Below are 17,320 nucleotides of genomic sequence, written 5' to 3'. Positions count from 1 at the left end.
TATACAGTGCCATCGATGGGATTACTGTCGTGATCACTCATCCTAGCAGTGTGCAGGCACGCTAGAATGACGGCATCTGTACCTGAAGAGAAACGATTATGTACGACTGGCTTAACGCGCTGCCCAAAGCAGAATTGCACCTGCACCTGGAGGGATCGCTGGAGCCCGAGTTGCTGTTCGCCCTGGCCGAACGCAACAAGATTGCCCTGCCCTGGAACGATGTCGAAGCCCTGCGCGCGGCCTACGCGTTCAACAACCTGCAGGAGTTTCTCGACCTCTATTACCAAGGCGCCGATGTACTGCGCACCGAGCAGGACTTCTACGACCTGACCTGGGCCTACCTGCAACGCTGCAAGGCACAGAACGTGATTCACACCGAGCCGTTCTTCGACCCTCAGACCCACACCGACCGCGGCATTCCTTTTGAAGTAGTGCTCAGCGGCATTGACCGCGCACTGGAAGATGGCCGCAAGCAATTGGGTATCAGCAGCGGCCTGATCCTCAGTTTCCTGCGTCACCTGAGCGAGGAAGAAGCCCAGAAAACGCTCGATCAGGCGCTGCCCTTTCGCGATGCATTCATTGCCGTTGGCCTGGACAGCTCGGAGCTCGGCCACCCACCCAGCAAGTTCCAGCGGGTATTCGACCGTGCCCGCAGCGAGGGCTTCCTGACCGTAGCCCACGCTGGCGAAGAAGGCCCACCGGAATACATTTGGGAGGCACTGGATTTGCTGAAAATCCAGCGTATCGACCACGGGGTTCGGGCCATCGAGGACGAGCGATTGATGCAACGCATCATCGATGAGCAAATTCCACTGACCGTCTGCCCACTGTCCAACACCAAACTCTGCGTGTTCGACCATATGAGCCATCACAACATTCTCGACATGCTCGAGCGCGGCGTGAAGGTCACGGTCAACTCCGACGACCCGGCCTACTTCGGTGGCTACGTCACGGAAAACTTCCATGCCCTGTACACCCACCTGGGCATGACCCAAGACCAGGCCCGTCGCCTGGCGCAGAACAGCCTGGATGCACGTCTGATCAAGGCCTGAGCCCAGATGGGGTAGTGGCTGTCCAGCCACTACCCCAAACTAGCGCGCGACACTAACAGATAACGGCCTTCAGCCAGCCACCTTGGCCACGACGGGTTGAGCCATCTGACGAATCTTGTGCATACCGGCTGAGGTGATATGCAAGGCGCGTGAATCATCGTTCACGCGAACCCAACCAGACTGGATAAACAATTTTAATACGCTGCTTCCCAACGCCCCGCCCAGATGCGGACGCCGCTCACTCCACTCACTGCAACAATTGCACGGAACGCCTATCTTGCGCTGTCGTTGAGCCAACGCCTCGATGTAAATGCCCAGACGGGCAAACTCCACACGCCCCTCCTGAGTCACTTCAAGCTGCTGCTCGACCAACTCCAACCAACCGCAGTCAAGTAACCGCTGATAGAGGTCGGCCGCCAACTCGCCTCCCAGGTGATCGCCACACAAACGTGCCCGACGCATCGACAAGGGAATGCTGGGGTTGCCTTTCTCGGCCGCGCTGCCTTTCACCTCAAGCCCGAGAACCTGAACACTGGCCAGCGCCTCAACGGCCGCCCCAACCTCGGGCGTTGCGAGCTTGAAGTAACGTTTACGTCCGCGCGCCTCCAGCTTCAACAGGCCACTGGCCGACAACCTGGCCAAATGCGCGCACGCCGAGGAGGGCGTCAGCCCGGCCATCACGGCCAGTTCCTCCGAAGGCCGAGCCATCCCATCAATCAACGCCCAGAGCATGGCGCTACGTTTTGGGTCAGCCAGCAAGGTTGCAACTTTGCTTATACTCGAAACAGATTTCATCTCTTCACTCCCCGAGAAAAAGTCACTCTTTGCCAATTGATCAGGACACTATCAACAGCGATGCTCCGCTCCCGTGAGCGCAGAGAGCCGACTGTTTCGCAGACAACTACTAGATCGATGAAATCAAATGATGGGAGGCCCGCAGTTCGTTCCCTGCCATGGAAGCATCTCACGCTGTTAAACGATGACAACGCCAGTATAAGCCTGCGCATGGAAACAAAAATCACTTAAACCCGAGGCTACGCCGACAATACTCTGTGCTTCCCTCAACCTTGAACAAAAATTAATGCCGGTTGATATAAGCGGCCTTTTCAACCCTCTATCCTTCACGCCACGAAAACCATGTCTCGTAGCGTTTTATTTAATAATTATGTTCTTTCACTGACGTAACAAAGCCTACGCAGCAAGTACATTAAACCCGCAGATAAATAGTCTGTAATTGTAAGATGGGCGGAGTGACGTTCTATACGAAACTAACACTCGTGCCTCCGGTAATTGCCGGCAACACTCATTGCATGAGCCCTGTGACAACGGCAATGGCATACAGAGCGGCGTTGCGCTCATGCCTTGCGGGAAAGAGGCCAGGTCAAAGGCATGCATGTGCTGGACGGTTTCCGAGCTACAGGCATGACCGCCAGTCAGCCTGATGACCCAGGTCATGTCGCCCCCTGTGCACCAACGCTAAACTGACTTCACCTGTTACTTGCCAAGTGGAGTCGGTGCGATGAACATCGTTGTCAAAGCAGTCGCTACAAAACCCGGAAGCCCATGGCAAGTGCAACTCGACCAGCACGTGGTGAGCTTTCGCAGCGAAGCCGAAGCACGCGCCTTCGTCACCACGCTGCAAGCCCGCCTACAGGCACCGCATCCACTCAAGCGGGTCGGCTGAGCATCAGCCAGCGTGTGACCTGAGAGAACACAACGGCCATCACGCCGCACAGGCTGATCACCAGTGCCATCGGTATGGCGCTGCCATCATCCAGTACGCTGACCAACGCCGCAGCACCTGCTGCCACACTGAACTGCAGGCACCCCAGTAATGCCGAAGCACTCCCAGCCCGCGCGCCCTGACCATTCATGGCACAGGCCGAGGCATTCGGCACAATCGCGCCCAGGCTGGCAATGCCTATGAACAACGGTATCAACAACGGCCACAAGGCGGCCGGATGCAGGGCGCTGAGCGCCAGTAGAACCAGCCCGGCCGTCACGTATACCCATACCGCCCGCGACAACAGCGCAGCTGGGCCGCGCCTGGCCAACAACCGCGCATTCACTTGCGCCATCAAGATGAACCCGGCGGCATTGGTGCCGAACAACCAGCCGTAGTGCTCGGCAGGCACACCGTACAGTTTGATGAACACGAACGGTGAACCTGCGATGTAGGCAAACATGCCCGCGATGGCGACACCGCCGGTCAGGGCATGCCCAAGAAAGACACGGTCGTTGAGCAAGCGCCCATACTGGCGCAACGCACCAGACAAGGGCTGACGCGGCTGATGCGCAGGCAAGCTCTCCGGCAAACCGAGTAACACCGCCAAGGTGCATAAGGCACTGAACACCGTCAGCACCAGGAAAATCGACTGCCAGCCGTGCAAACTGACCAGAACCCCACCGAACATCGGCGCCAGAATCGGCGCAAGGCCCATGACCAGCATCAACTGGGAAAAGACCTTGGCCGAGCCAACGGCATCGCACGTATCACTGACAATCGCTCGCGATAAGACCATCCCGGCACAACCGCCCAACGCCTGAACAAAACGCGCCACAATCAGCGCCTCCAGTGTCGGTGCGAACGCACAGGCCAGCGAGGCAACGGTAAACAGCACAAGGCCGATCAACAGCGGAATACGACGCCCGAAACGATCGGCCACCGGCCCGTAGGCCAACTGCCCCAGGGACAGGCCAAGAAAGTAGGCGGCCAACGTCGCCTGAATGTGCTTCTCGTCGGTGGCGAACGCCTGCGCCATGGCTGGAAAGCCCGGCAAATAGAAATCAATTGCCAAGGGGCCGAAGGCACTCAAGGCGCCAAGAATCAAAACGGTTCGCAGGTTCATCGGAAATCCGTAGCAGGCTAAGCAAGTTCGTTAGTCTAACCGTACGGGATCCATTACAGATGAGCTGTTGGCCATTGCTGTAAAAAAAAGAGCGAACCTGCGTCCGCCCTTTCAGGTCATCAGGCCACCTCGGCCTGGTAACCTTCTTCATGGATCAGTTCGATAATTTTCGAAGGTGTCAGGGTGCTTTGCACACGCACCTGTTTCTTCCCCAGATCGACTTCAACCACCGCCGTCGGATCCTGGTTTTGCACCGCGTGGGTAACCGCTTTGACGCAGTGGCCGCAGGTCATGCCTTGGACATTGAATACATGCATCGGGAGTGCCTCCGTTCAGGTTTTGATGCAGTCTCAAGCTTGCCACCGTGGCAAGGTCAAGTTCCTCGATCTGCTGCCGGGCTGGAAATCGGCGCCCGCCTCGGCCAAGCTGCGCTCCTGACGATTCATGATTCAGGAGATTCAACTCATGCGCAGGGCAGCATTGGGCCTTTTCGGCCTGCTGGGTATGTTCGGCCTCGCCCCCCAGGCCAGTGCCGAAGGCCCCTCGGACTATAGCGTGCTGATCATTTCCCGGGAACGCCTGGAAGTGGCGACGACCTGCGAGATAGGTCTGTACCTCAACGATCAGCTGGCGGGCCGACTGTTCCAGGAACAATCGACTTCGTTCAACCTGCCAGCAGGCCCGGTAGCAGTGCGCATGCGCTTGTTGCCAGGGCAAGCCCCCGGCTGCCTGCCGGGTATCGAGAATCAACGCAGCACCCAATTGAACCTGCAGGCCGGGCAGATCAATAAGTACCGAATAGCGGTGGATCAAAATGGCCTCTACCTGAAAAAGGCAAGCCTGGGCTATTGACCTTCCCCGCGTGGGAAGGTTGAAGCTGGAGGCACGCCCAAGGAGGAACGCCCCCATGCCCGAATCTACCACCTTCGACCTGCCAATCGCCGGCATGACCTGCGCCAGCTGCGCAGGTCGCGTCGAGCGAGCATTGCGCAAGGTCGCTGGCACCGAACAGGTCAGTGTCAACCTTGCCACTGAGCAGGCACGCGTCACCGCACCGCTGCAGAGCCTGCCGGCATTGCTTGAAGCCGTCACGGATGCCGGCTACAGCGTGCCCACTCAAAGCCTTGAGCTGCAGATCAGCGGGATGACCTGCGCGTCCTGCGTCGGTCGGGTCGAACGCGCACTGGCCAAAGTGCCCGGGGTTCACCGCGTTAGCGTCAACCTGGCCAACGAGCGCGCGCATGTCGAGGTTCTCGGCACGATTGATACCGCGCTGTTGACTGGCGCAGTCGAACGCGCCGGTTACACTGCCACCCTGCCGCTCACCGGCAAGGCCGACCAGGACGTCGTCGAGCGCCGCTTGCACAAGGAGCGTTGGGCGGTGGGCCTGGCGATTGCCTTGGCCCTGCCGCTGGTACTGCCAATGCTGCTGCAGCCCTTCGGTATTCACTGGATGCTGCCGGCCTGGCTGCAGTTCGCCCTGGCCACGCCGGTTCAGTTCATCCTGGGTGCACGCTTCTATGTCGCCGCCTGGAAGGCCGTGCGGGCCGGGGCAGGCAATATGGACCTGCTGGTCGCGCTGGGTACCAGCGCCGGTTACGGCCTGAGCCTCTATGAGTGGGCGCGCACCAGCTCCGGCAGCATGTCCCACCTGTACTTTGAAGCCTCAGCGGTGGTGATCGCTTTGGTACTGCTCGGCAAGTACCTGGAGAGCCGCGCCAAACGCCAGACGGCCAGTGCCATCCGCGCCCTGGAGGCACTGCGCCCTGAACGTGCGTTGCAGGTGATCGATGGCCAGGAGCGGGATGTGCCGATCAGCGCCTTGCGCTTGAATGACCTGGTAATGGTCAAGCCGGGCGAACGCTTCCCGGTGGATGGCGAGGTGATCGAAGGGCAAAGTCATGCCGATGAAGCCTTGATCAGTGGCGAGAGCCTGCCCGTGCCCAAGCAACCTGGCGACCGTGTAACCGGCGGCGCGATCAACGGCGAAGGCCGCTTGCTGGTGCGTACCCTGGCGCTGGGCACCGAAACCGTGTTGGCACGCATCATCCGCTTGGTCGAAGACGCTCAGGCGGCCAAGGCGCCGATCCAGAAACTGGTCGACCGCGTCAGCCAGGTGTTCGTGCCCGTGGTGCTCCTGCTGGCCCTGGCGACCCTCACGGGTTGGTGGATGGTCGGCGCCCCCATGGAAACTGCACTGCTCAACGCCGTCGCGGTTCTGGTCATCGCCTGCCCCTGTGCACTGGGCCTGGCGACACCGACAGCCATCATGGCCGGTACCGGCGTGGCGGCTCGCCACGGCATCCTGATCAAGGACGCCGAAGCGCTGGAACGTGCCCATGCGGTCAATCGCGTGGTCTTCGACAAGACCGGTACCTTGACCTCCGGTAGCCCGCGCATTGTCCACAGCCAGGCGGTGGTCGGCGATCAGGCGCAGTTGCTGAAGCTGGCCGGTGCGCTGCAGCGTGGCAGCGAACACCCATTGGCCAAGGCCGTTCTCGACGCCTGTGACGAACAGCACCTGGAAGTGCCGCCCATCAGCACCAGCCAATCCCTCACCGGACGCGGCATCGCCGGTAGCCTGGATGGACGCGAACTGGCGCTGGGTAACCGCCGGCTGCTTGATGAAAGTGGCTTGCAACCGGGCGATCTGGCCAAGGCTGCACAGGAATGGGAAGCGGAAGGTCGTACCCTTTCCTGGCTGATCGAGCGCGCCCCGCAGGCGCGCGTGCTGGGCTTGCTGGCCTTTGGCGACAGCCTCAAGCCTGGCGCCCTGCAAGCGGTTCAACAACTCAGTGAGCAAGGCATCAGCAGCCACCTGCTAACCGGCGACAACCGTGGCAGCGCGCGCGTGGTGGCCCTGGCACTGGGTATCGAAGACGTGCATGCCGAAGTGTTGCCGGCAGACAAAGCCGCCACCGTTCTGGCACTCAAACGCTCAGGCACCGTGGCCATGGTCGGCGACGGCATCAACGACGCTCCTGCCTTGGCGGCGGCGGACATCGGCATTGCCATGGGCGGAGGTACTGACGTTGCCATGCAGGCCGCCGGTATTACCCTGATGCGCGGTGATCCGCGCCTGGTGCCAGCGGCCCTGGAAATCAGCCGCAAGACCTACGCCAAGATCCGCCAGAACCTGTTCTGGGCCTTTATCTACAACATGATCGGGATTCCGTTGGCCGCTTTCGGCTTGCTCAACCCGGTGCTGGCGGGTGCTGCCATGGCCCTGTCCAGTGTCAGTGTGGTCAGCAACGCACTGTGGCTTAAAACCTGGAAACCCGAGATCCGACAACAGGACGACGCCTCATGAACATTGGTCAAGCCGCCCGCCACACGGGCCTCAGCGCCAAGATGATCCGTTACTACGAGTCGATTGGCCTGCTCAAGCCGGCCCTGCGCAGCGACAGCGGCTATCGCCTCTACCAACCGGAAGACCTGCACAGCCTGGCCTTCATCAAGCGCTCACGCGACCTGGGTTTCTCGCTTGAGGAAGTCGCTCGGCTGCTCACACTCTGGCAAGACCGACAGCGCGCCAGTGCCGATGTGAAGGCACTGGCCAATGAACACATTGCCGACCTCAATCGCCGTATTGACGAACTGGTCAGCCTGCGTGACACCCTGAGTGAACTGGTCGCCCACTGCCAGGGCGACGACCGGCCGGACTGCCCGATCCTCAAGGACCTGGCTGCCGGCGGTTGCTGCCACTAACCCTGGCTTACTGCATCCAGGGCGGGGTAGGCTCGGCCTCCACGCCCTCCTGTGCAAGGGCTGCGCGACGACGGGCTTCGTCGGCGCGCGCGGCATCGATTTCACGCATCACATCGGCCACATTGGCACTGTGCTCGGTTTCGGCAAACTGCCCGCTCAGCTCGGTGTCCGGCAGCAGTTCACCCGCCTGATACAGCGCCCACATTTCCTTAGCGTATCGGGTTGCCTTGAGCTCGGGCGCAAAGCGCCCAAAGTAGCTGGCCATGTTGCCAACATCGCGCTCAAGCATGCTGAACGCATGGTTGTTGCCCGCGGCATCCACCGCCTGTGGCAGGTCGATAATCACCGGCCCCTCTGGCCCCAGCAGCACGTTGAACTCCGACAGGTCGCCATGCACCAACCCGGCGCAGAGCATCAATACGATCTGGCGAATGACAAATGCGTGGTACTCCAGGGCCTGCTCGGGCTCAAGCTCCACATCATTGAGGCGCGGCGCGGCGTCGCCATGTTCGTCGACGACCAGCTCCATCAGCAGAACACCGTCGAGAAAGTCATAGGGCTTGGGAACCCGAACGCCTGCGTTCGCCAAGCGGAACAGCGCGGCTACTTCGGCGTTCTGCCAGGCCTCTTCAGCCTCCTTGCGTCCATACTTCGAGCCCTTGGCCATGGCACGTGCCTGGCGGCTGTTGCGTACTTTACGACCTTCCTGGTACTCGGCGGCCTGACGGAAACTGCGCTTGTTAGCCTCTTTGTAGACCTTGGCGCAGCGCAGGTGCTGACCGCAGCGTACCACGTAGACCGCTGCCTCCTTGCCACTCATCAGGGGGCGCAACACTTCGTCGACCAACCCGTCTTCCACGAGCGGTTCAATCCGTTTTGGCGTCTTCATCAGCTTTGATTCTGGCTCCTTGTGAGGCGTATAGGGGTTTGTAACGGCAAACCGCGCGACCCGCCATTCTTTTTATGAGTAAAACGCCGGCAAAAAGTCAGATTCGGCTGTTTTGCCAATAAACACGGGGGTTTTCTTCTACGACACTTTATTTCCTCTGCACCCTGCCGATCCACTCTTTAGAGGGTTCATGTGTTTAATAAGAATGATTCGGAGCGCGGATGAACATCAAACAGAAATTGACCTGGGCCTTTGCCGTCATTGCCAGCCTGCCCATTCTAGTGGTCGCCACGCTGGTGGTGTTGAACCTGCGCACGGACGCTCGTGAATCCTTCATCGACGGCAGCAACCGCGAGATTCGCCAAGTCGCCAATGCCATGCAGCTGTTTTTTGAAGGCATCAGCCAGAACATCGACTACATGGCCGCACAGCCTCTGTTCACTGGCACCGGCGCGGGATTGAAACAGTACATCAGTGCCGATGCAGCCAGTATCGCCCAAGGCGAACAGGACAAGCGCCTGGTCGACTTCTTCACTCGCATGGCCGCCAGTCATCCCGCTTACGCTTATGTTTCCTACGGCGTCAAAGACGGCGGTTACGCCTCCTGGCCAGATGATCCGAAACTGGCCAACTATGATCCGCGCCAACGCCCCTGGTACCAGACCGCGATGGCTAACCCAGGCAAAACACTGCGCACTGCTGCTTACTACTGGGCACCTGATGACGCGGTACTGCTCAGCACCGTACGCACCGTGTCGAACTCATTGGGTTCGCCCGGTGGAGTGGTCAGCGTCGATGTTTCGATCAAACAGCTGACCGAGTTGGTCAAGCAGATCAAGCTGGGTGAAAGCGGCTACTTGATGCTGCTTGAACGCAACGGCAACGTGCTGGTCGACCCACATCAGCCCGAGCACAACTTCAAGATGCTGGGCTCTCTGGGCGAAGGCTATGCGCAACTGGCCAAGGTCGAGAAAGGACTGGTAGAAGTCGAGCTTGATGGCGTGCGCTACATGGCCAACGTCTGGCCCTCCGAACAACTGGGCTGGAGCTTTATCGGCCTGGTCCGTCAGGACGAAGTCATGGGCGCGGCCACGCAACTGACCTGGTTGATCGCGGCCATTGCCTTGGTGCTGGCCGCCGTCTTCGCCGTAGTCGGGGCGACCTTCGCGCGCTTGATCGTACGCCCGATCAACAGCGTCAGCCTGGGCCTGGAGGGCATTGCCCAGGGCGAAGGTGACCTGACCCGCAACCTCGAAGTCCGGGGTCGTGACGAAACCGCTCAACTGGCCAACTGGTTCAACCAGTTCCTCGCGGCCATCCGCAGCCTCATCCAGCATATCGGCCAGGCTGCCGGAAAGATCCTCGCCACCTCCAGCAACTCGACCCGCGTCTCCGGCGACATGGTCGAAGCCGCCGGGCGCCAGCGTGAAGCGGTGGATATGGTGTCCACGGCGTTCCATGAAATGGTTGCCACCGCCAACGAAGTCGCGCGCTCCTGCAGCCAGGCCGCCGAATCGGCCGACAGCGGCCAACAGCAGGCCCGGGAAGGCCAGCAGCAGATCGACGCAGCCGTTCAGAGCGTTGATCGCCTGAGCCAGGAAATCGAGCAGTCCGCGCAATCGATGCAACAACTGGAGCGCGACAGCAACGACATCCAGTCGATTCTCGGCACCATCCGCTCCATCGCCGAACAGACCAACCTGCTGGCGCTCAACGCCGCCATTGAGGCCGCACGCGCCGGTGAGCAGGGTCGAGGGTTCGCCGTGGTGGCCGACGAAGTACGCGCCCTGGCCAAACGCACGGCCGACTCCACAGCCGAAATCGATGGCTTGCTGGGGAATCTGGCGCAACGCACCAGCCAGGTTGCGCAACAAATGCACGCCAGCCTGGAAGTGTCGCAACAATCGGTCAGCCGTATTGGCATGGCACGCACCAGCTTCGGGCAGATCCGCGAGTCGGTGGACGTCATTCGTGACATGAACACCCAGATCGCCACTGCAGCCGAAGAGCAGCATCAGGTCGCCGAGGACATCAACCGGCACATCAGCCAGATCCATGGTGACGCGCAACTGGTAGCCGAACTGGCTAGCGCAGCGCGGCATGACTCCGAAAGCCTGGCCGGGTTGTCCAACGAACTGGATTCGCTGGTGCGCCGTTTCCGTACCTGATGTCCTGCCTTGGGGGGCCGGCTACAGGCCCAGGCTCCCCGGGGTAAAACCAAACAAGCGCTTGAACGCTGCGATGTAGGCAGAGGTTGAGTCATAACCACACCCCAGCGCAGCCTCCGTTACCCCTGCGCCCTGTTCAAGCACGCTGAGCGAGGACAGTAGGCGCATCCGCTGGCGCCAGCCTCGAAAGCTCAAACCTGTCTCGCGCTGGAACAGGCGAGTCAGGGTTTTCTCCGACATGTTCAACTGCTCCGCCCACTGGCCAAGGGTGTCGGACTGTGTTGGCTGTTCAAGCAGGCTGTCGCATAGTTCACGTAAGCGCGGATGCTGTGGCAACGGCAAGGAAAAGCCCACCTCCGCCAGCCCCTGCAACTGGTCAAGCAATACCTGCACCAGGCGCGCCTCGGGGCTGTTGCCTTCGGGGTACTCCACCGGCAACTGGCAAAACTGCTTGATCAACTCACGGGCCAGCGGCGTGACGGCCAGCACCCGACAGCCGTCCGGCGCCCACTGCGCATCCTCGCGTCGCACATAAACACTGCGCATCTCGGCACGCATCGACGTCACCACTTCATGCTCGACCCCCGCAGGAATCCAGATGCCCCACTGTGGCGGTGCAAAGTAACTGCCTTCAGCGGTATAGACCCCAAGCACACCGCTGATCGCATAGGAGAACTGCACCCAATCATGTTGATGGCGCGAGGTCCAGGATCCGGCGCTGAGACTTTCGGCTCGCGCATACAGCGGCCGGGGCAGGCGCTCCAGCGTGGGAATCGGGCGAGGGCCTGAAGGTTGTCCGTTACGCGGCATCGATTGACCTGGTATCGCAAGACGGTAGAGACCTCGCAGGTTAGCCTCTGTCATCGCCAATTACAAAATATCCACAGGCCTCCCCATGCAAGCGTTCAAACACCTCAAGCGCGTGGTAACCGACTGGTTCCTCTGCGGCATGTTCATCGCCACCCTGCTCGCCTGGCTGTTCCCTCGTTTTGGAAGCAGCGGTGGTGCCCTGCATGCCGAGTACGTGACCAACATCGGCGTGTTCCTGGTGTTTTTCCTGCACGGGGTCAACCTGTCCAGCGAACAGATTCGTCACGGCCTGAAAAACTGGCGCCTGCACCTGATGGTGCAAGGCTTTACCTTCGTGGTCTTTCCCCTGCTCTGGCTGGTCGGCAAGACATTACTGGGTACCCAGGTACCGGCCCTGCTGATGCTGGGCTTCCTCTACCTGTGCGCCCTGCCCTCAACCATCTCGTCCTCGGTGGCGCTCACCGGTAGCGCCAAGGGCAACGTACCCGCTGCGATTCTCAACGCCAGCCTGTCCAGCGTGCTGGGTATCTTCATCACCCCTTGGTTGGTCAGCCTGGTGGTTGGCAGCGGCAGTGACGGCATCGATCTTGGCTCAACCTTGCTCGACCTGTGCGCCATGCTCCTGCTGCCGCTGCTGCTTGGGCAACTGCTGCGGCCCTGGCTCGGACACCTCTTCGCCCGTTACAAGCGCTACACCGCCGTGCTGGACAAACTGGTGATCCTGCTGCTGGTCTATGCCGCGTTCTGCAACTCGATGGTTTCGGGAATGTGGCAACAACAGGGCACCGCAGTGATCGCTATGGCCCTGCTCGGCAGTGCACTGTTGCTGGCGCTGGTGCTATGGCTGACCACTCGAAGTGCCCGCGCCTTGAACTTCAGCCCGGCGGACGAAATCGCCGCAGTGTTCTGCGCCAGCAAGAAGTCCCTGGCCGCCGGCGCGCCCATGGCTGCACTGATCTTCGGCGCTCACCCCGGGCTTGGGCTGATCCTGCTGCCGATCATGATCTACCACCCGCTGCAATTGATCGTCTGCTCAGTCATGGCCGAGCAGTACGCCAACCGTACAACTCGCATCGACAGCAGCGCCGCCCTCAGCGCTCAATAATCGCCGTCACGCCCTGGCCGCCGGCTGCACAGATAGAAATCAGCCCGCGGCCTTTGCCAGCATGTGCCAACAGCTTGGCCATATTGGCCAGGATGCGCCCACCGGTCGCGGCAAACGGATGCCCGGCCGCCAACGAACTGCCCTTGACGTTGAGCTTGCTGCGGTCGATGCGGCCCAGCGGCGCCTCTAGGCCAAGGCGGTCGCGGCAGTAAACAGGGTCTTCCCAGGCCTTGAGCGTGCATAACACCTGCGCGGCAAACGCCTCATGGATTTCGTAGTAGTCGAAGTCCTGCAGGCTCAAGCCATTGCGCGCCAGCAGCCGTGGCACCGCATAGGCCGGGGCCATCAACAGCCCCTCCTGGCCCCGGACAAAATCCACCGCGGCGCTCTCGCCGTCGACCAGCCAGGCCATCACCGGTAAACCTCGCTCCTGCGCCCAGGCTTCACTCCCCAGCAAGACCACCGAGGCACCATCGGTCAACGGCGTCGAGTTACCTGCCGTGAGGCTACCTTGGCTGCTTCGATCGAACACCGGTTTGAGTGCAGCAAGCGTGTCCAGAGTAAGGTCGGGGCGCAGGTTCTGGTCGCGGTTCAAACCCAGGAAAGGTGTCAGCAGGTCATCGTGCCAGCCCTCGGCAAAAGACGCCGCCAGGTTCTGATGGCTGCGCAAGGCCAGTTCGTCCTGAGCCAGACGCTCAATCTGCCAGGTACGCGCCATCAACTCGCAGTGCTGGCCCATCGACAGGCCTGTGCGAGGCTCGCCATTACGCGGCAATTCGGGCTTCAGGTGCCGGAAGCGCAGTTGCAACAGTGCCTTGAGCTTTTCACCCGTACCTTTCGCCCGATTGGCCTGCAAGAGGATCCGACGCAAGCCTTCGCTCACCGCAATCGGCGCATCCGAAGTGGTATCAACACCCCCGGCAACCCCGCATTCGATCTGCCCCAGAGCGATCTTGTTGGCGACCAGCAACGCCGCTTCCAGCCCAGTGCCACACGCTTGCTGCACATCATAGGCCGGCGTTTGCGCTGACAACCGCGAGCCGAGGACACATTCGCGGGCCAGGTTGAAATCCCGTGAATGCTTGAGCACCGCGCCAGCGGCCACCTCGCCCAGGCGCACGCCGTGCAGGCTGAAGCGCTCGATCAGCCCCTCCAGGGCCGCCGTGAGCATGTCCTGGTTGCTGGCCTTGGCATAAGGGCCATTCGCGCGAGCAAAGGGGATTCGGTTACCACCGATGATTGCGACCCGGCGCAAAGAACGCATGCACAACCTCCTTGTGTTGAGGGCAGACTCGATACAGCGTAGGTGTTTTTTCCACCTTCAAGCGACCAACGGCAAAACATGGTCCACACTTTGAGGCTGATCTCATGGAGGCCTCATTCATGTCCGACCGCTATCTCGACTTCGCCAACTCCGACTTCGGCCGCCGCCTGGTCGGTGTCATCGGCTTGCCGACACCGGCCCGCCTGGAGCGCTGGGAGGCCGGCCGGATGCGTCCGATCGAAGGGGCGCTGCTGCTGGGCGGTGGCGCACTGTCGCGGCAGGTCGCCGGGTTTGCCACACGCCTGACCGACGAGGTCTACAGCTATGCCGATGAGGGCCTGCAACTGCCGGCGTGGGTGGCGGGCCTGGGGCCATCGCTCAAGGCGGTGCTGTTCGATGCCAGCGAACTGGAGGACATCGACCAGCTCAAGCAACTGCGCGAGTTCTTTCAGCCGCTGCTACGTAGCCTTGATGCCAATGCGTCAGTGGTGATTCTCGGGCGTGCCCCGGAACAGCTCGAAGCGCCGCTGGCCAGTGTTGCCCAGCGTGCCCTGGAGGGCTTCAGCCGTTCGCTGGCGAAAGAACTGCGCAACGGCGGCAGACTGCAACTGCTGTATGTCGGCGACGGTGCCGAGGACCAGCTTGAAGGCGCACTGCGTTTCTTCCTGTCGCCCAAGAGTGCCTTCATCTCCGGCCAGGTGCTGCGCTTGAATGCTTGCACCAGCCACGTTCAGGACTGGACGCGCCCCCTGGCCGGGCGCAAGGCACTGGTGACCGGCGCCGCACGCGGTATTGGTGCGGCCATCGCCGAAACCCTCATCCGTGACGGTGCAGACGTTGTGCTGCTCGACGTACCGCAGGCCAAGGCCGAGCTTGAAGCGCTCGCAACCCGCCTGGGGGCACGCAGCCTGGCCCTGAATATCTGTGCGGACGATGCTCCAGAACAGCTCATCGCAGGCCTGCCCGATGGCCTCGATATCATCGTTCACAACGCCGGAATCACCCGTGACAAGACCTTGGCCAACATGACCCCGGAGTACTGGGACTCGGTCATGGCCGTTAACCTGAAAGCACCGCAGATCCTGACCCAGGCCTTGCTCGACAGGGGCGCCCTGCACGCCAACGCCCGCATCGTGCTGCTGGCCTCGATCAGTGGTATCGCGGGCAACCGCGGGCAGTCCAACTATGCCGCCAGCAAGGCCGGCCTGATTGGCCTGGCCCAGGCCTGGGCGCCAGGTCTGGCCAGCACGGGGAGCAGCATCAACGCCGTCGCCCCGGGTTTCATTGAAACGCGGATGACCGCCGCCATTCCTTTCGCCCTGCGCGAGGCCGGCCGGCGCATGAGTTCACTGGGCCAGGGCGGCCTGCCACAGGATGTCGCCGAAGCCGTGGCCTGGCTGGTGCAGCCGGGCAGCGGCGCGGTCAACGGACAGGTGCTTAGGGTCTGCGGGCAAGCGGTCATGGGGGCTTGAGCATGACGCATCAATGGCATGAACTGAGCACGACCGCCGCGCTGCCTGGGCTGTACCTGCGAGCAGCGCGCAAGCGCAAGATCAGCGGCACCACCCTGCCGACGACCGGGCTACGCTGCAGCCTTGAGGTCAATGCCGAGCGACTGGCAGCCTACCGCACGCTGTGCCACTTTGGTGACGACCCGCTGCTGCCCGCGACCTGGCCGCATGTAATGGCATTCCCCCTGCAACTGCAGTTGCTCACTGCCAACGACTTTCCGTTTCCGCTGCCAGGCCTGGTTCACCTGAGCAACAGCATTCACGTCATACGACCGCTGGGCGGTGTCACCCGACTGCACTTCGCGGTGCGGGTGGATAACCTGCAGGCCCATGAGAAAGGCGCAACCTTCGACCTCATCACCGAAGCCCGCGATGGTCTCGGGCTGCTCTGGAGCGAAACCAGCCGCATGCTGTGCCGAGGCGTGAAACTTCCAGGCGAACCCGCCTGCGAACCTGAAGCCGAAGCCCTGCCCCTGAGCGAACTGACCCGCTGGTACGCCGACAGCAACATCGGACGACGCTATGCACGCCTCTGTGGCGACTACAACCCGATCCACCTGAGCGCCATCAGCGCCCGCCTGTTTGGTTTCCCCAAAGCCATTGCCCATGGCATGTGGAGCAAAGCCATGGCCCTGGCCGCCTTGCGTGGCCACCTGCCAACCGGTGGTTACGCGATTGAGGTCAATTTCCACAAACCGGTACGCTTGCCAAGCGAGGTGGTACTCGACGCCAGCCCTGTCGCACCCACCGGGCAACTGCGTCTGAGTGGCCATGGCGGGTTGGTGCATATACAGGGGACATGGCGAGCGCTTGAAGCCCCCTGAACCAGCAACCTCTGGCCTTGAGGTCCTTGCGTTGCAGCGCGCTCAGGCTGAAGCTATGCAGCCTGAGGAGACTACCCCATGAATTTGCAAGCATTGACCGAGCGACTGCACCGCATTCGTGACAACAACGACTGGCGCGGCTTTCATAGCCCGAAAAACCTGGCCATGGCGGCCAGCGTGGAAATGGCCGAACTGGTCGAAATTTTCCAGTGGCTGAGCGAAGACCAGTCGCGCCAACTCTCCAGGGAGCAACTGGAACACGCCGGCCAGGAAGTCGGCGATGTCGTCCTCTACCTGCTATTACTGTGCAGTGAACTGGGCCTGGACATGGAGCAGGTCGTCACACTCAAGTTGGCTGACAGCGAGAGGCGTTTCGCCCGATGAATGACCGTCACTTCGATGAGCTGGCGACCCGTTTTGCCGAAAAGATCTACGGTGGAGCAAAAGGTGCGATTCGTCTGGCGGTGCTCCAGGCCGACCTTGTCGAGAGCCTGCCAGAGCGCCCACTACGCGTTCTCGATATTGGTGCAGGCCTGGGCCATATGGCCTTGTGGCTGGCCGAGCGCGGCCACCAGGTAACCCTGGCCGAGCCCGCCGCGCCGATGCTTGACGGTGCCCGTGCACGTTTTGCCGACGCAGGCCAGCACGCCACGTTCATCCAGGCCCCCTGGCAAGACCTGCTCGGCCAACTCACCGAGCCCTATGACCTGGTGTTATGCCACGCCGTGCTTGAATGGCTGGCCGAGCCCGAGGCCATTCTGCCCGTCCTGCATCAACTGACCCGCCCCGGCGGCTGGTTGTCGCTGGCGTTCTACAACCGTGATGCCTTGGTGTACCGCAACCTGCTCAAGGGCCATTTCCGCAAAATGCGGCGCAACAGCATGGCTGGCGAAAAGCAGAGCCTGACCCCGCAAAAACCACTTGATCCACGCGAACTCAAGGTGCACCTTGAACGCCTGTGGCAGGTTGAAAACGAAAGCGGCGTGCGGGTTTTCCACGACTACATGCCGAGCGAATTCCAGGCCAAGGCCGCGTTGAGCGACCTGCTGGAAATGGAACTGGCGCACCGCCGCCATCCGGTGTTCGCCGGGCTGGGCCGTTACCTGCACTGGATCTGCCGGCCCCTGTAGCGGGTCGACT

17 protein-coding genes and 1 pseudogene are annotated in these 17,320 nt (G+C 61.4%); 12 read left to right on the top strand and 6 right to left on the bottom strand.

Translation table 11 applies throughout. From position 1 onward, the window contains the following. Positions 1-98 precede the first annotated feature (98 nt). A complete protein-coding gene (locus ACZ9H3_RS18460) occupies positions 99-1,052 on the top strand; it encodes an adenosine deaminase (protein WP_330522356.1) in 954 nt (317 codons plus the stop codon). A 69-nt stretch (positions 1,053-1,121) separates the two neighbouring features. Here the strand turns inward: ACZ9H3_RS18460 and ACZ9H3_RS18455 are convergent, their stop codons facing one another. Further along, entirely contained in the window at positions 1,122-1,847 is a 726-nt protein-coding gene (locus tag ACZ9H3_RS18455) for an ArsR/SmtB family transcription factor (protein ID WP_099773461.1), read from the bottom strand. A 724-nt stretch (positions 1,848-2,571) separates the two neighbouring features. On the opposite strand from ACZ9H3_RS18455, the gene ACZ9H3_RS18450 reads away from it, so the two are divergent. After that, positions 2,572-2,736 carry a hypothetical protein gene (locus tag ACZ9H3_RS18450; RefSeq protein WP_176717476.1) on the top strand — a complete coding sequence of 55 codons (165 nt, stop codon included), beginning with the start codon at positions 2,572-2,574 and terminating at the stop codon, positions 2,734-2,736. On the opposite strand, the gene ACZ9H3_RS18445 is transcribed toward ACZ9H3_RS18450, so the two are convergent. Beyond that, complete coding sequence (locus ACZ9H3_RS18445) at positions 2,720-3,901, bottom strand: multidrug effflux MFS transporter (RefSeq protein WP_065761625.1); 1,182 nt, start codon at positions 3,899-3,901, stop codon at positions 2,720-2,722. The genes ACZ9H3_RS18450 and ACZ9H3_RS18445 overlap by 17 nt on opposite strands. 119 nt (positions 3,902-4,020) lie before the next feature. Beyond that, a complete protein-coding gene (locus ACZ9H3_RS18440) occupies positions 4,021-4,218 on the bottom strand; it encodes a heavy-metal-associated domain-containing protein (protein WP_330522354.1) in 198 nt (65 codons plus the stop codon). A 148-nt stretch (positions 4,219-4,366) separates the two neighbouring features. Here ACZ9H3_RS18440 and ACZ9H3_RS18435 point away from each other — a divergent pair, with 148 nt between their 5' ends. The 3 genes from ACZ9H3_RS18435 to cueR are packed head-to-tail and all read left to right on the top strand — an operon-like array spanning position 4,367 to position 7,609. After that, positions 4,367-4,753 carry a hypothetical protein gene (locus ACZ9H3_RS18435; protein WP_099773459.1) on the top strand — a complete coding sequence of 129 codons (387 nt, stop codon included), beginning with the start codon at positions 4,367-4,369 and terminating at the stop codon, positions 4,751-4,753. Positions 4,754-4,808: 55 nt separating this feature from the next. After that, positions 4,809-7,211, top strand: coding sequence for a heavy metal translocating P-type ATPase (locus ACZ9H3_RS18430; protein WP_476221891.1), 2,403 nt, complete (start codon positions 4,809-4,811; stop codon positions 7,209-7,211). Continuing rightward, the gene (gene cueR / locus ACZ9H3_RS18425; protein WP_065761621.1) at positions 7,208-7,609 is read left to right on the top strand and encodes a Cu(I)-responsive transcriptional regulator; all 402 of its coding nucleotides are present in this window, start codon (positions 7,208-7,210) and stop codon (positions 7,607-7,609) included. Before ACZ9H3_RS18430 ends, cueR begins: the two co-directional genes overlap by 4 nt. A gap of 7 nt (positions 7,610-7,616) precedes the next feature. Here the strand turns inward: cueR and ACZ9H3_RS18420 are convergent, their stop codons facing one another. After that, positions 7,617-8,498 carry a PA4780 family RIO1-like protein kinase gene (locus ACZ9H3_RS18420; protein WP_099773457.1) on the bottom strand — a complete coding sequence of 294 codons (882 nt, stop codon included), beginning with the start codon at positions 8,496-8,498 and terminating at the stop codon, positions 7,617-7,619. Between the two features lie 221 nt (positions 8,499-8,719). Between ACZ9H3_RS18420 and ACZ9H3_RS18415 the strand changes: the two are divergent. Then, positions 8,720-9,808: pseudogene (locus ACZ9H3_RS18415) on the top strand (cache domain-containing protein); the annotation flags it as partial. Positions 9,809-9,898: 90 nt separating this feature from the next. Further along, positions 9,899-10,666 (top strand): methyl-accepting chemotaxis protein, encoded by a 768-nt coding sequence (locus ACZ9H3_RS18410; RefSeq protein WP_371918254.1) that lies wholly within the window; start codon positions 9,899-9,901, stop codon positions 10,664-10,666. Positions 10,667-10,687: 21 nt separating this feature from the next. Here ACZ9H3_RS18410 and ACZ9H3_RS18405 read toward each other — a convergent pair whose 3' ends face one another. Then, positions 10,688-11,476: an AraC family transcriptional regulator gene (locus tag ACZ9H3_RS18405; RefSeq protein WP_099773455.1), complete on the bottom strand. Its 789-nt coding sequence runs from the start codon at positions 11,474-11,476 to the stop codon at positions 10,688-10,690. Positions 11,477-11,561: 85 nt separating this feature from the next. On the opposite strand from ACZ9H3_RS18405, the gene ACZ9H3_RS18400 reads away from it, so the two are divergent. Beyond that, entirely contained in the window at positions 11,562-12,581 is a 1,020-nt protein-coding gene (locus ACZ9H3_RS18400) for a bile acid:sodium symporter family protein (protein ID WP_476221887.1), read from the top strand. Here the strand turns inward: ACZ9H3_RS18400 and ACZ9H3_RS18395 are convergent. Continuing rightward, entirely contained in the window at positions 12,568-13,845 is a 1,278-nt protein-coding gene (locus ACZ9H3_RS18395; RefSeq protein ID WP_102053409.1) for an acetyl-CoA C-acetyltransferase, read from the bottom strand. The genes ACZ9H3_RS18400 and ACZ9H3_RS18395 overlap by 14 nt on opposite strands. Positions 13,846-13,964: 119 nt before the next feature. On the opposite strand from ACZ9H3_RS18395, the gene ACZ9H3_RS18390 reads away from it, so the two are divergent. The 4 genes from ACZ9H3_RS18390 to ACZ9H3_RS18375 all read left to right on the top strand — a co-directional run bounded on the left by ACZ9H3_RS18390 (position 13,965) and on the right by ACZ9H3_RS18375 (position 17,310). After that, positions 13,965-15,317, top strand: coding sequence for a 3-oxoacyl-ACP reductase (locus tag ACZ9H3_RS18390; protein WP_476221885.1), 1,353 nt, complete (start codon positions 13,965-13,967; stop codon positions 15,315-15,317). Between the two features lie 2 nt (positions 15,318-15,319). Next, on the top strand, positions 15,320-16,180 hold the full coding sequence (locus tag ACZ9H3_RS18385; protein WP_476221883.1) for a MaoC family dehydratase: 861 nt from the start codon (positions 15,320-15,322) through the stop codon (positions 16,178-16,180). A gap of 78 nt (positions 16,181-16,258) precedes the next feature. Then, on the top strand, positions 16,259-16,564 hold the full coding sequence (locus ACZ9H3_RS18380; protein WP_065757969.1) for a MazG-like family protein: 306 nt from the start codon (positions 16,259-16,261) through the stop codon (positions 16,562-16,564). Then, complete coding sequence (locus tag ACZ9H3_RS18375; RefSeq protein ID WP_065757968.1) at positions 16,561-17,310, top strand: methyltransferase; 750 nt, start codon at positions 16,561-16,563, stop codon at positions 17,308-17,310. Before ACZ9H3_RS18380 ends, ACZ9H3_RS18375 begins: the two co-directional genes overlap by 4 nt. Positions 17,311-17,320 lie beyond the last annotated feature (10 nt).

Source organism: Pseudomonas sp. TE3910 (assembly GCF_056279025.1).
The sequence above is the reverse complement of the archived record's forward strand: the minus strand, read 5'-3'. Positions and strand labels throughout refer to the sequence as shown.

Bases quoted from the DNA above. Each gene is read 5' to 3' on its own strand.
- cueR (WP_065761621.1), top strand. From the start codon at position 7,208: ATGAACATTGGTCAAGCCGCCCGCCACACGGGCCTCAGCGCCAAGATG.
- ACZ9H3_RS18445 (WP_065761625.1), bottom strand. From the start codon at position 3,901: ATGAACCTGCGAACCGTTTTGATTCTTGGCGCCTTGAGTGCCTTCGGC.
- ACZ9H3_RS18450 (WP_176717476.1), top strand. From the start codon at position 2,572: ATGAACATCGTTGTCAAAGCAGTCGCTACAAAACCCGGAAGCCCATGG.
- ACZ9H3_RS18430 (WP_476221891.1), top strand. From the start codon at position 4,809: ATGCCCGAATCTACCACCTTCGACCTGCCAATCGCCGGCATGACCTGC.
- ACZ9H3_RS18460 (WP_330522356.1), top strand. From the start codon at position 99: ATGTACGACTGGCTTAACGCGCTGCCCAAAGCAGAATTGCACCTGCAC.
- ACZ9H3_RS18435 (WP_099773459.1), top strand. From the start codon at position 4,367: ATGCGCAGGGCAGCATTGGGCCTTTTCGGCCTGCTGGGTATGTTCGGC.
- ACZ9H3_RS18375 (WP_065757968.1), top strand. From the start codon at position 16,561: ATGAATGACCGTCACTTCGATGAGCTGGCGACCCGTTTTGCCGAAAAG.
- ACZ9H3_RS18385 (WP_476221883.1), top strand. From the start codon at position 15,320: ATGACGCATCAATGGCATGAACTGAGCACGACCGCCGCGCTGCCTGGG.
- ACZ9H3_RS18440 (WP_330522354.1), bottom strand. From the start codon at position 4,218: ATGCATGTATTCAATGTCCAAGGCATGACCTGCGGCCACTGCGTCAAA.
- ACZ9H3_RS18380 (WP_065757969.1), top strand. From the start codon at position 16,259: ATGAATTTGCAAGCATTGACCGAGCGACTGCACCGCATTCGTGACAAC.
- ACZ9H3_RS18410 (WP_371918254.1), top strand. From the start codon at position 9,899: ATGGTCGAAGCCGCCGGGCGCCAGCGTGAAGCGGTGGATATGGTGTCC.
- ACZ9H3_RS18405 (WP_099773455.1), bottom strand. From the start codon at position 11,476: ATGCCGCGTAACGGACAACCTTCAGGCCCTCGCCCGATTCCCACGCTG.
- ACZ9H3_RS18395 (WP_102053409.1), bottom strand. From the start codon at position 13,845: ATGCGTTCTTTGCGCCGGGTCGCAATCATCGGTGGTAACCGAATCCCC.
- ACZ9H3_RS18420 (WP_099773457.1), bottom strand. From the start codon at position 8,498: ATGAAGACGCCAAAACGGATTGAACCGCTCGTGGAAGACGGGTTGGTC.
- ACZ9H3_RS18455 (WP_099773461.1), bottom strand. From the start codon at position 1,847: ATGAAATCTGTTTCGAGTATAAGCAAAGTTGCAACCTTGCTGGCTGAC.
- ACZ9H3_RS18400 (WP_476221887.1), top strand. From the start codon at position 11,562: ATGCAAGCGTTCAAACACCTCAAGCGCGTGGTAACCGACTGGTTCCTC.
- ACZ9H3_RS18390 (WP_476221885.1), top strand. From the start codon at position 13,965: ATGTCCGACCGCTATCTCGACTTCGCCAACTCCGACTTCGGCCGCCGC.